Source organism: Pseudomonas sp. Marseille-Q7302 (genome assembly GCF_965111925.1).
On record NZ_CBCOPK010000001.1, the window covers coordinates 3962602 to 3975222 of the forward strand.

Annotated in this window: 10 protein-coding genes and 4 tRNA genes; 6 read left to right on the forward strand and 8 right to left on the reverse strand. The window is 59.6% G+C overall.

The genetic code is table 11. The features are described from left to right. Positions 1-245 precede the first annotated feature (245 nt). The 6 genes from ACWPW1_RS18465 (at position 246) to cyoE (ending at position 5498) form a co-directional block, all read left to right on the forward strand. Positions 246-321, forward strand: a tRNA-Thr gene (locus tag ACWPW1_RS18465). Between the two features lie 406 nt (positions 322-727). Beyond that, positions 728-1651 (forward strand): ubiquinol oxidase subunit II, encoded by a 924-nt coding sequence (gene cyoA / locus ACWPW1_RS18470; protein ID WP_059316077.1) that lies wholly within the window; start codon positions 728-730, stop codon positions 1649-1651. A 3-nt stretch (positions 1652-1654) separates the two neighbouring features. Further along, a complete protein-coding gene (gene cyoB / locus ACWPW1_RS18475; protein ID WP_271652936.1) occupies positions 1655-3643 on the forward strand; it encodes a cytochrome o ubiquinol oxidase subunit I in 1989 nt (662 codons plus the stop codon). A gap of 3 nt (positions 3644-3646) precedes the next feature. Continuing rightward, positions 3647-4261 carry a cytochrome o ubiquinol oxidase subunit III gene (locus ACWPW1_RS18480; protein ID WP_059316079.1) on the forward strand — a complete coding sequence of 205 codons (615 nt, stop codon included), beginning with the start codon at positions 3647-3649 and terminating at the stop codon, positions 4259-4261. After that, on the forward strand, positions 4261-4599 hold the full coding sequence (gene cyoD, locus ACWPW1_RS18485) for a cytochrome o ubiquinol oxidase subunit IV (protein ID WP_059316080.1): 339 nt from the start codon (positions 4261-4263) through the stop codon (positions 4597-4599). Before ACWPW1_RS18480 ends, cyoD begins: the two co-directional genes overlap by 1 nt. Positions 4600-4613: 14 nt before the next feature. Continuing rightward, positions 4614-5498: a heme o synthase gene (gene cyoE, locus ACWPW1_RS18490; protein WP_059316081.1), complete on the forward strand. Its 885-nt coding sequence runs from the start codon at positions 4614-4616 to the stop codon at positions 5496-5498. Positions 5499-5559: 61 nt separating this feature from the next. Here cyoE and ACWPW1_RS18495 read toward each other — a convergent pair whose 3' ends face one another. From ACWPW1_RS18495 to ACWPW1_RS18530, 8 genes are all read right to left on the reverse strand, one after another. Further along, positions 5560-9324: a pilus assembly protein gene (locus ACWPW1_RS18495; RefSeq protein WP_454253637.1), complete on the reverse strand. Its 3765-nt coding sequence runs from the start codon at positions 9322-9324 to the stop codon at positions 5560-5562. A 155-nt stretch (positions 9325-9479) separates the two neighbouring features. After that, complete coding sequence (locus ACWPW1_RS18500) at positions 9480-10088, reverse strand: pilus assembly PilX family protein (protein ID WP_454253638.1); 609 nt, start codon at positions 10086-10088, stop codon at positions 9480-9482. Continuing rightward, positions 10085-10885, reverse strand: a complete 801-nt coding sequence (locus ACWPW1_RS18505) for a PilW family protein (RefSeq protein ID WP_454253639.1) — start codon at positions 10883-10885, stop codon at positions 10085-10087. The genes ACWPW1_RS18500 and ACWPW1_RS18505 overlap by 4 nt, the downstream gene beginning before the upstream one ends. A gap of 3 nt (positions 10886-10888) precedes the next feature. Further along, complete coding sequence (gene pilV, locus ACWPW1_RS18510) at positions 10889-11485, reverse strand: type IV pilus modification protein PilV (protein WP_454253640.1); 597 nt, start codon at positions 11483-11485, stop codon at positions 10889-10891. Continuing rightward, positions 11486-12019: a GspH/FimT family pseudopilin gene (locus ACWPW1_RS18515; RefSeq protein WP_454253641.1), complete on the reverse strand. Its 534-nt coding sequence runs from the start codon at positions 12017-12019 to the stop codon at positions 11486-11488. A gap of 343 nt (positions 12020-12362) precedes the next feature. After that, positions 12363-12438 (reverse strand) — tRNA-Lys (locus ACWPW1_RS18520). Positions 12439-12443: 5 nt separating this feature from the next. Further along, positions 12444-12520, reverse strand: a tRNA-Pro gene (locus ACWPW1_RS18525). A 10-nt stretch (positions 12521-12530) separates the two neighbouring features. Further along, positions 12531-12606 (reverse strand) — tRNA-Asn (locus tag ACWPW1_RS18530). Between the last annotated feature and the right edge of the window lie 15 nt (positions 12607-12621).

A 12621-nucleotide genomic window follows, 5' to 3' on the forward strand; every position in this document is an offset into this window, starting at 1 on the left:
GAAGGATCAGGGGGCCGAAGCTGCGGCAAGGATTAGGTATGAGGACTCCGGCAAAGGTTTCCCGAATGGACTTCGCTCCTGACCGCTGACCTCTCCTCTCAACAATTGCGTAAGGCCGAGAGGCATTGGCGAATTGCGAAATCCGGAGCTGGCAGCAGTGCGACACATCGCCACAGGCCTTCATGCACACTCAATGACCAGGCTTGCATAGCAGATAACCAAAGACTTATCATTGAAAGCTTCGTGCCGGTGTAGCTCAGTTGGTAGAGCGGCGCATTCGTAATGCGAAGGTCGTAGGTTCGACTCCTATCTCCGGCACCATCCTTCTGCTTCTTCCTCGCCCTGTCTTTTCAAAGCCTTCAAGGCCTTAGCCGCCTTGGGTCGCGCTTTTTTGCGCCCTTCCCCAACCTGAACCTTGCCTGCTGGCCAACGGCACAAGCCCGATCAAACTGGCGACTCCCTGCTGCTCAGCTACTCTTACCCAGCGCATGACAGTGCCTTACACCGCCTGATTTCGGCTTTCTTGACGGCCGGCAAGACCTGAACGGCGGCTGACCAAAGGGTCGAATATCCAGCCCCTCTGTGGCACCATACCGCGCTGCGAAATCCCGCAATTTCTGCAATCCATCAGCCTGCCGCACGGATGCCTGTCCGTTGCGGAGCATGAGGCTGGCGACAGGCACGTTGAGAGAATAACCACGATGAGCCGCTCTACTGAGGTCGTGAGATGAAACTAACGAAGTATCTAAAACCAACCGGTTGGCTTCTGGCCGGTGCCGCCGCGCTGCTGCTCAGCGGGTGCGACGCCGTGCTGCTGGATCCGAAAGGCTCCATCGGCGTGCAAGAACGCAACCTCATCTACACAGCGTTCGGCCTCATGCTGATCGTGGTGATCCCGGTCATCGTGATGACCTTCCTGTTTGCCTGGAAGTACCGCGCGACCAACAAGGACGCCAAGTACACCCCGAACTGGGCTCACTCCTACAAGATCGAAGCCGTGGTCTGGCTGGTCCCCCTGGCGATCGTGGTGTTCCTGAGCATCCTGTCCTGGAAGACCTCCCACGAACTGGATCCCTTCAAGCCCCTCGACCATCCCGAGCAGCCGCTGGTGATCGAAGCGGTCTCGATGGACTGGAAATGGCTGTTCATCTACCCGGAGCAGGGCATCGCTTCGGTGAATGAAATCGCCATCCCGGTCAATCGCCCGGTGCAGTTCAAGATCACCTCCGAGTCGGTCATGAACACCCTGTCCATCCCGGCCCTGGGCGGCATGATCTACGCCATGTCCGGCATGCAGAGCCAGCTGCACCTGATCGCCGATCATCCCGGCGAGTTCGAAGGCCGCTCTGCCAACTACAGTGGTGCTGGCTTCTCCGACATGATCTTTGCCGTGCACGCGGTACCCACCGCCGGTGATTTCGACGCCTGGGTAAACAAGGTCAAGCAGTCGGGTGGCAAGACCCTGGATCAGGCGAGCTACACCGAGCTGGCCAAGCCCAGCGAGAAGCAGCCGGTCGTCTACTATTCGACGGTCGAGCCGGATCTGTTCAGAACGGTCATCAAGAAGTTCATGAAGTCCGACTTCAGCAAGCAGACCGATCACGTGATGGACATGAGCCAGCACGGCGGTCAACACGGTACCGAGGAATAAGTCATGTTCGGTAAATTAACTCTCGCGGATATTCCGTATCACGAGCCGATCATTCTCGTAACCTTCCTCGCGGTCGCCCTGGGCGGCCTGGGACTGGTGGGAGCGATCAGTTACTTCGGCAAGTGGGGCTACCTCTGGAAAGAGTGGCTGACCACCGTCGACCACAAGAAGATCGGCGTGATGTACTTCATCGTCGCCCTGATCATGCTGCTGCGCGGCTTCTCCGACGCCATCCTCATGCGTAGCCAGCAGGCCATCGCCTCTGGCGGGGCCGAGGGCTACCTGCCACCTCATCACTACGACCAGATCTTCACTGCCCACGGCGTGATCATGATCTTCTTCGTGGCGATGCCCTTCGTGGCCGGCTTGATGAACGTGGTGACACCGCTGCAGATCGGTGCTCGCGACGTGGCCTTCCCCTTCCTGAACTCACTGAGCTTCTGGCTGTTCGTAGCCGGCGCCGTGCTGATCATGATGTCGCTGTTCGTGGGCGAATTCGCTGCGACCGGCTGGGTGGCCTATCCGCCGCTGTCAGGCATCAAGTACAGTCCAGGCGTAGGGATGGACTACTACATCTGGGCGCTCCAGCTGTCCGGTATCGGCACGACCCTGACCGGCGTCAACTTCTTCGTGACCGTGCTGAAGATGCGTACCAAGGGCATGACCCTGATGCGCATGCCGATCTTCACCTGGACCTCCTGGTGTACTGCCATCCTGATCATGGCAGCCTTCCCGATCCTGACCGTTACCCTGGCACTGCTGACCCTGGACCGTTACCTGGGCTTCCACTTCTTCACCGCGGAAGCCGGCGGCAACCAGATGATGTACACCAACCTGATCTGGGCCTGGGGCCATCCCGAGGTATACATCCTGATCCTGCCGGCCTTCGGCGTGTTCTCGGAAGTGACCTCCACCTTCAGCAAGAAGCGTCTGTTCGGCTATGTGTCGATGGTCTGGGCAACGGTAGCCATTACCGTGCTGTCCTTCATCGTCTGGCTGCACCACTTCTTCACCATGGGCTCGGGCGGTAACGTCAACGCCTTCTTCGGCATCGCGACCATGATCATTGCGATCCCGACGGGTGTGAAGATCTTCACCTGGCTGTTCACCATGTACCAGGGCCGCATCCAGTTCACCTCGCCGATGCTCTGGACCCTGGGCTTCATCGTGACCTTCAGCATCGGCGGCATGACCGGCGTTCTGCTGGCGGTACCGGGTGCCGACTTCGTGCTGCACAACAGCCTGTTCCTGATCGCCCACTTCCACAACGTGATCATCGGCGGCGCCGTGTTCGGCTACTTCGCCGGCATGATCTACTGGTTCCCGAAGGTCTTCGGCTTCAAGCTGAACGAGAAGCTGAACAAGCAGGCCTTCTGGTGCTGGCTGATCGGCTTCTATGTCGCCTTCATGCCGCTGTACATGCTGGGCTTCATGGGCATGACCCGTCGCCTGAACCACTATGACAACCCCGACTGGCACCCCTTCCTGGTGACCGCCGCCATCGGCGCCGGCATCATCGCCCTGGGGATCCTGAGCCAGCTGTGGATGTTCTACGTCAGTATCCGCGATCGCAATCTGCCGGAGAACATGGACGTGACGGGCGATCCGTGGGATGGCCGTACCCTGGAATGGTCCACCTCTTCCCCGCCGCCCTTCTATAACTTCGCTGAAGTGCCGGAAGTGCACGACATCGATGCCTACTGGGGCATGAAGGAAAAAGGCATCACCGAGAAGAAGGATGCGGACTACAAGCAGATCCACATGCCGCGCAATACCGGCGCCGGCATCGTGATCAGCCTCTTCGCCCTGATCCTTGGCTTCGCCCTGATCTGGCACATCTGGTGGCTGGCCATCGCCAGCTTCGTGGGCTGCATCGTCACTGCGGTCGTCCGCAGCTACGACGAAGATGTCGACTACTACGTACCAGCGGAAGAAGTGGCACGCATCGAAAACGCGCGCATTCAGTCCCTGGCGAAATTGAAGCAGGCCTAACCAATGGCGAATCAAGTTATGCATAACGAAGTCGCCCATGCCGAGGAGCATGGGCACCACGACGCCGGATCGATGAAGACGTTCGGCTTCTGGTCCTACCTGATGACCGACTGCATTCTGTTCGGGACGCTGTTCGCGACCTATGCAGTACTGAGCGGGGCCCATGCTGATGGCCCCTCCCAGAAGGACATCTTCGAACTGTCGTTCGTCCTGGTCGAAACCTTCCTGCTGCTGTTCTCCAGTATCACCTATGGCTTCGCCATGATTGCCCAGCACCATGGCAGCAAGGGTGGCGTCCTGGGCTGGCTGGCGGTCACCTGGCTGTTCGGTGCCGGCTTCATCGGCATGGAAGTCTATGAGTTCCACCATCTGATCGAAGAAGGCTACGGTCCGGATCGCAGTGCCTTCCTGTCGTCGTTCTTCGCGCTGGTCGGCACCCACGGCCTGCACGTGAGCTCGGGTCTGATCTGGATGATCGTGTTGATGCTGCAGGTCGCTTCCAAGGGCCTGACCACCACCAATGCCACCCGCCTGTCGTGCCTGAGCCTGTTCTGGCACTTCCTGGACATCATCTGGATCTTCGTCTTCACCATCGTCTATCTGATGGGGGTGCTGTAATGGCGCACGACCATAACGCCCACGGGCATACCGCCGAAAGCCATGGCACTTTCAAGAGCTACATGGTCGGCTTCATCCTGTCGGTCATCCTGACGGTCATTCCCTTCGGCCTGGTGATGTTCCCCACCTTCTCCAAGGGCGCGACCCTGGCGATCGTGGTGATCATGGCGGTGGTACAGCTGCTGGTGCACCTGTACTTCTTCCTGCACCTGAACACGTCCGAAGAGCAGCGTTGGAACGTGATCTCCTTTGGTTTCACCGTGGTCATCGTCGGTATCGTGGTCGTGGGATCCCTGTGGATCATGTACCACATGCACCACAACATGATGATCCACTGAACCGGGCCGACGTAATGATCAAGAAGTACCTTCTCGTGACCAAGCCGGGCATCATCTTCGGCAACCTGATCTCGGTTGCCGGCGGGTTCTTCCTGGCTTCCAAAGGAAGCATCGACCCGCTGTTGCTGCTGGCGACGGCTATCGGGGTGTCGTTGGTCATTGCTTCTGGCTGTGTGTTCAACAACGTGATCGATATGGACATCGATCAGAAGATGGAAAGGACCCGCAATCGTGCCCTGGTCCAGGGCACGATCTCCTCGAAGGTGGCGCTGGCCTATGCCACCCTCCTCGGCCTGGCCGGGGTGGGGCTGCTCTACATGGCGACCAACCTGGTCGCCACCGCCTTCGCGGTGATGGGGTTCGTGGTATACGTGGGGCTCTACAGCCTCTGGCTCAAGCGCGCCTCGGTCCACGGTACCCTGGTCGGCAGCCTGTCCGGTGCCGCTCCGCCGGTGATCGGTTACTGCGCTGCCAGCGGCCAGTTCGACAGTGGCGCTGCGGTGCTGCTGCTGATCTTCTGCCTTTGGCAGATGCCGCACTCCTACGCCATCGCCATCTTCCGTCTCAAGGACTACACCGCGGCCTCGATTCCAGTGCTGCCGGTGGCCAAGGGCATCTCGGTGACCAAGCGTCACATCGTCTGGTACACCGTAGCCTTCCTGGCCGCCACCCTGCTGTTGACCGTGCTTGGCTATGCCGGCTACGTCTACCTGGCAGTGGCCGCCGTGATCGGCGCCTGGTGGCTACGTCTGGCCTTCATGGGCTATCAGGCCGAGAACGACGTGCAGTGGGCGCGCAAGCTGTTTGGGTTCTCCATCATCGCCATCACCGCGCTGTCCGTGATGATGTCGGTGGATTTTCAGATCCCGGGTGACGTGCTGGTAACCTACGCGCGTTGAGACGCCCCGCTCCATGAAAAAGCCCGGCCTAGTGCCGGGCTTTTTCATGAGTTCTCGATTTCTAAGGATCGGGATAGTCCTGATTGGTGATGGCACGCCAGGTCTGGCGGCGGCTAGGACTTAAATTACCGCCTTTTCCGTCTCTGGGCGGCGTATCGCTGCCATAGATCGCGGAATCGGCCAAGGTGCCCTCCATGCTGAAGGTGCCATCGCCATAGACGAAGGGCACGATCCCTCCCAGCAAACCATCCATCTGGAAGCGCCCATAGACCGTATCCAGTCCAAGGTTGAACAGTCCCCTGTTACTACCGCCGGTATAGGGATCCAGGGCATAGAGGTAGGTGGTCACACCAGCGGTACAGGCGTCGGTGCTGGGTATCAAAGAGCTCATCAACAAAGCGCCGCTGAACAGCTGGGGCTTATTGATCACCAACTCGCCGTTCAGCGGCAGATTGAGGTACCAGCCCTGTTTGCCGTTAGCAGCCGTAACAGGGTCATAATTCACCGCCGTGGTAGAAACGGTGTTCGCGGTGCTGCTGGCAATGGAGCCGGCGGAGCTGGTATAGCTGATGCGTTGATCGGTACCCAGGGTCTGCTGCTGAAGATTGGCCGTGGTCAGTAGCGGCGTACTGCCCGCTAGCGAACCATCGGTCTGCCGGTCCCAGATACCGTAGAGGGTCATGGCTTTGCTGGTATTGGCGATGGCATCGTTGACTTCGAGGTACTTGCCGGTCCCGAACAGCACCAGGTGCCCTGTGCCACTGGGGTGGGTAACCACCAACGGACTGGCGGTGATCGGCTGGACCAGGTTGGTGGTGCCTGGTGTCAGGCTGCTGGCCCGAGCGGTGTACAGCGGTCGACCACCAAAGGCCACACGAAAATTGTCCCTGGTCGCTGCCGCGGTCAAGGAAGTGCCTATCAGATCGAAGCGCCAGAGATTTCCGCGCAGATCACCGGCATAGGCGTAGTCGGCGATCAAGTCGCCATCGACGTCAGCCACGAAGGGTGAACCCAGCCCGTTGGGCGTGGCGAGATTGTCGCTAGCAGGCAACGCCTTCACCAGGCTACCGTCAGCGAGGTTCATCACGTACAACACGGCATTGTCCTGAGCGCTGTTGTAGCCGTTGCTCACCACCACGCCCCAACCGCCCGTGTGCAAACGCGTAATGACCGGCTGGCCATAGGTGAAGCCCAGGTCCTTATAATCGGGATCGGCTGCGGACTTTTCCCACAGCAGTACCGGGACATTGGGATTGGTGATGTCCAGGGCGAAGATGCTCTGCCCTCCCCCCCTCAACGTCCCGATCAAAACCGTACGCCAGGCACCGCCAAGGTAGGCCTCACCTATCACCGGCGTGTTATCGACATAGGATTGATGTCCGCCACCGGTATAACTGCGCTCGGTAAGCCGGGTGAGATTACCAATGACCGCGCTGGGAACGAAGGCATAGACCTCCTGCCCTTGATCGTTGAAGGCATGCAGCATGCCGTCGTTGGCGCCGACGTAGATACGGCGCTCACGAGCAAGGTTGGCGGTGCGAAAGGTGGCATAGGAATTGTCACCGACCATGGCATTCATCAAGGCGATAGGACTGCTGGGCATGTCTACCACCGCCGGCGAGGAATTCACGATATCCCCGAGAACATGGTTACGCGGCCGGAACGAGGGTGTCGCATTCGGCGCTTCCAGAGTGCGATCTCCACGCAGATAGTCCACACGGCGACTGCCATAGGTATCGGTAGCACCGCCTGATGTTCGATTGAGGCTGATCTGTTGATCAACGTTCAGATTGGTCCAGGCAAAATCAGTCAGCGTGCCCCCCTTGGCCATATAGATCTTTCGAGCGGCAAAGGCGGTATTGCCCGCGACAAACCGGCTATCGAGCTGCTGAGCCGCACTCCAGATGCGGGTCTTGGTCGTGGCGGTGCGTTGATACTTGATGACATCCCCGCTCCAGTCGGTACTGGAAAAGGAGGGCTCATAGGTATAGAGCGAGGTGGTATCTCCCACCTGGGTCGGGGATAGGGTCTGACTCGCGCCGACACTGGTGGATTGATTGATCCGGGTGATCACCTTGCCGAGGGAGCTGATGAGATCGCTAGCGTTTTCGGCACTGAAAAACTCACCCCGGGAATTGATCGCCGCGTGCCAAAGATCGTAGACGTTGTTCTGATTGACCGAATTGTCCGCGCCGGCCACTGGCCAGGGCGTCGTACCCGCCGCCACCCCGGAATAGCCTCCGGAAAAGGTATCCCCGCCCCAGACCGGATTGACCAGGGCGCTGCTCAGTCCGATACCGACATAGAAGCCGGTCAGGTGCTGCCAGGTGGCGGGGTCATTGCGCGGATTCCAGTAGGGCGAAAGGGTCTGATTGCCCTGCCTCTCGTCACCGGTGGTAGTGTTGTAGGGAGGCACCTTGTTATCGAGATTGGGCTGAGCATCGGTACGCCAATAGAGAAAGGCAAGATCCGCCAGGGTATTGGCCGTGGTGTCCTGAAACGGCGCCTGTGGGGAATACTGCTGGCCATCCGGCAAGGTAGCAGCGCTACCATCCACGTTGCTCGAAGCGAAAGCCGCATTCCAGATGCCGTCGGTCACCACCAAGCTGTAGCTGGCCCGACAGCCATAGACCGGCGCTTCGTTGCTGCCAGGCTGGAAGGCATAGGGACTTTCACTGCCTGTGGTCTTGAGTAACTCGCCGATACGGGCGACCGCCTGCAGCAAGGGCGTACTCTGGTTGTAGTAGACGTCGCCCAGCCAAGTGAAAAAGGCGGCCCGGTGCGCCCCGGTGAAGGGCCGTAGGCGATTGTCATAGGCCGTCGAACTCGCATTGCTGATGCCACGGCAACTGGCACTGTTCGTGACCAGTATGCAGCTTTCGTTGGTGCCCAATGCCTGCCAGCCAAGCCGGATATTCTCCGAGGCGTCCGCCAGCGCCAGATTGGTCGATGTCTGCGCAGCCAGCGCTCGGCTACGATAGAAGGAATACCAGTTGGCGAAGTTCTGCCGCTCGTCCGTGTTATTGGGACCCGAAGAGGCGCCGACCAGCACCCGCCGGTAGCAGCCTTCGGTCTGCAGGGTGGCGGGAAGACAGGTACTAAGCGTCGTGTCGTAAAGATAGTAATAGGCCTGTACACCGGTGATGGCGGCCGAGACGTTGGTGTTGGCCGTAACGGTGTAGTTGACCGAGGAAATCACTCCGAATAGCCCATAGTCCACATTGCGCGTGCAGGTGACATTGCTATAGGTAACAGTCGACGTATTGGCAATGCTCGCCGCGCATCCGCCCGTCAGCGACTGCCCAAACAGTAACCAACCAAGCAAGGACGAATCGCTGATGGAAACCTGAGCGCCATTGATGGTTTCGGTGAAACCGGCGCCCAGGAGTATGTCCAGCAGGGTCAGCCGCCCATAACTCCGACTGGTTCCCTGGTAGGTACCCGCGCTTTGGAAATCCTGCGACGGATTCTCCGCCAGCATACTTGGACTATTGTTCTGCAATCCCGGGTTCCCGTAGGTATTGCCGCGCGCCACATTGGGATCAGTGGTCACCAGGTTGGGGTTGTAGCTCCAGCTCACCCGGTAGTCGCTGGCCAGATTGACGCTGCCCAGACTAGGTCGATAGCCATTGACGTAGGCACTGGTAAAGCTGGTGGTCAGCCGTGTGCGAGTCAGGCCCCCGGCAGTGCTGTAGCTGACCGCATAGGGTACTGGATAGGTGATCGCCGGATTGTAGTAGAGACTGTTGAAGGCCGCCGACTTGGCACGGCGGGTTGGCCTGATGACCTCGGTATTGGATGCATCCGGCACCACCGCCATCTGCATGCTGGTGGAGTTGTCCAGGGTGACGAACAGATTGGGACCGATGCTGTTGGTCAGGAACAGTGGCTGCTGGCTGAGATTCAGCGCCGCGGCTTGAGCGGCTGGCGCAGCGAAGGTTAGGAGCAGGGTCAGCGCCCCAAGGCCCGATACGGCTCGACTCATGGCGCCTCCAGGGCGACGACGCTCTGCAGGATCACCGGGAAGCGCCGACCTCGATCCTGGGCAACGGCGGTGATGCGGAACAAGTTGGTGGCCGGCGCAGACACATCGACCGAGCTACTCCCCATGGCCGTCACCACCCAGCGCGGCGTCTGGCTGAAAGAAGCGCTGCCATCGGAGCCGCGGTAGGCGACCGTACGGGTTGTGGGCGCACTTCCAGTCGCCTGCAAGGCGGTGGCCGCCCAGGTCTGGGTCAGGATACTGGTGCTGAGATCACTGGCCTTGGTCAGGATGCAAAGATCACCGGTCTGTGCCTTGGCGAACGCGCTCCGCACGGCTGGCACGCTTTCCGTGCAGCTGGCAAAACCGGCGCTGAAGGCGGTGAAGGAAGGCTGTTGACTGAGGGCGACCAAGCGGCGCTCCCCCTCCCGTAGCGCCGCCTCCGCCGCATTGAAGGCCTGGGTGTTTTCCAGCGCTGCGCCACCACTGCGGGCCTGCAGCAAGGTCTGACGCATGCTCGAGGCGGCCAATAGCGAAAGCAGCAGCAACATCACCAGGGCGATCAACAAGGTCGCACCCCGCTGTCCAGGATGGCGGTAGGCTTTCATAGCGCGAGATTCCTCAGCATGACGGTACTCTGCAGCATCTGCATTGGCCGACTCGTGTCATCAATCTGCCGCCCCGTCAGCGTCTTCCAATTAGCGGCGGCGTTACTGGCGACATCGCTTGTGAGTGTCTCGGGGGTGCTGAGCAGCGCCGCATAGCGCACCGCCGCACTGCTGGCCTTTTGCACATCGGATTTCAACGGGATAGACCAGCGAAAATCTTGCAGCCCCTGCACCAGCACCGCGCTGCCCTTGCGTGTCAGAGCCCCGGACTGCTCGCTCCAAACGGTGCAGCTCAAGGTACCGGCACCAGGTGTCGCGCCGGCGGTATAACGCAGCTTGAGCAGGACATTGCCGCCGAGATTGAGATTGACCCGGGGAATGACGTTGCCCAGGCAATCCAGGTCCTTGTTGTCCAGCGCACCTTGATAGCGGATGCAGACGCCGGTAGGCGCGTCGACATTGTCCGTAGTGGCAGCGAAGGTGACGCCTGCGTCAAAGGCGGGACAGCTGACACCATCGTTGTCCGCCACGGCATTGATGGCGGGAAACGCCGACGACAGGGTGCTCTGGTTGCGGATGTTGGCGCGGAACCCGGTTCTCGCCAGTTGCCGATCAAGTACCTGCACGGTCAACTGGGCATTGTTGCGATTGCCGGTCTGGCCTTGCTGGAAGAGAAAACTGCGCTTGTTGTTGATATAGATCTGCGAGACGCCCAGCACCAGGAAGGTACCCACGGTCAGGGCGATCATCATCTCGATGAGTGAAAAACCCTTCTGTCCACGCGACATGATGAGCATGACCTACAGCTCCGAGCGCAAGGCGTAGTAGCAGACGCCCTTGGGACAATTCAGAGAATCATTGCTGACGTCCTGCCAGGCCACCACTACCATCACTGGTGCCACCGCGGTGGTCTCGCAGGCCTTGAGTGGCGTTGTATTGCCAGAGGTATCGCTGGCGGGCAACGGCGGTACGCCGGATGCCGGACAGACCGCGAAACTGCTGGCGATCAAGGCGTCCGTTACGGGTAGCAGCGCCTTTACCTGACTCAACCAGCAACCCAGGTCCTGACCCGCTACGGTCTCGCCTCCCGCAGAGCGATCCCGGGTTAGGCAGGTCTTGCCCGCATCGAGCGCCCTGGTGCGAAAGTTGGTTGCGGGCTGCTTGATATAGGCGCCGTCGATCTTGACCTTGTCGCTGGCCACCACCTGGTCGCGATTGCTACGCATGAGTTCGAGCAGGTCATTGGCCAGCACCATGGCATTGGAGCGTTGAACCGAATCCTGAGACAGCGCCACGCTGCGTGTCTGCAGGGCGACCATGCCGAGCACGCCGATACAGATGATCACCAGGCTGACCAGCACCTCAATCATGCTGAATCCACACTGCTGGCGTCTCATCTAGCTGCACCCCACGGTACTGGGACGATTAGGCACGTAGTCGATCATGCTCAGCACTCCACCCTGGCTGAGCGTGAATTGCTTACCCTGGGTGAGTGCATTGGTAGCGCAGACGCGAATGGTGGCCTCGCCATTGAGTTTCAGGCTGCCATTGGGCTGGAAGGTCAGACTGGTCAGCGCCGCCCCGCCCATGGCTCCGGTCCCATTGACACCGTTGCCCAATCCGCCACTGTACTGGCGCAAGACCTCCGCAGTCGGTAGCACGACCGTCTTGGCCGTAGTGATCTTCAGTGCGCCCATCCAACCATTGGCATCTTCTGGATCGGTGGTGACGATGACATTCACACCCCGACTCATGGCCTCACTGCGCGCGTAATAAAGGGCACGCTGCAATTCCCCAGCCGCCGCTTGGACGCGGTTGCTCTGCACCAGATTGGCAAAGCCAGGTGCCGCCAGCGCCGTGACGATGCCCAGCAGCGCTACGACCACCAGTACTTCGATGAGAGTGAAACCCAAGAGGCGTTTTGACTGCATCCCCGGCGCCTAGAAACCCGTTGTCTCACCTGAGCGTAGCCAGCCTACAAAGCGTCGTTACTACCGAATATCGGCTCGATAGGCGTGAGATGTTGCTTGAATCAAGGGGTTCGACAGAGATGACCGGGTTAGAGCGCTGCGCGAAAGGAAAGGGATCTTCAGCAAGAGAACAGGAAAGCTTTACTCGCTTGTCCCGGCACGAAAGCCATTGCTGAGTGATGACGAATCGGCGGCGAATGGCCTGCCCCGCCGCTTCATTAGACCGTGGCGCAGGTGAACAACATACAGAAAATGCTGCCCCAGAAACGCAGAAACCCTCCTTGCGGAGGGTTTCTGGTAGATATGGTGGGTCGTGTAGGATTCGAACCTACGACCAATTGGTTAAAAGCCAACTGCTCTACCAACTGAGCTAACGACCCAAATATGGTCGGGGTAGGGGGATTCGAACTCCCGACATCCTGCTCCCAAAGCAGGCGCGCTACCGGGCTGCGCTATACCCCGAAACTGGAAGTGGCTCCGCGACCTGGACTCGAACCAGGGACCCAATGATTAACAGTCATTTGCTCTACCGACTGAGCTATCGCGGAACTTCGGTCTTCCAA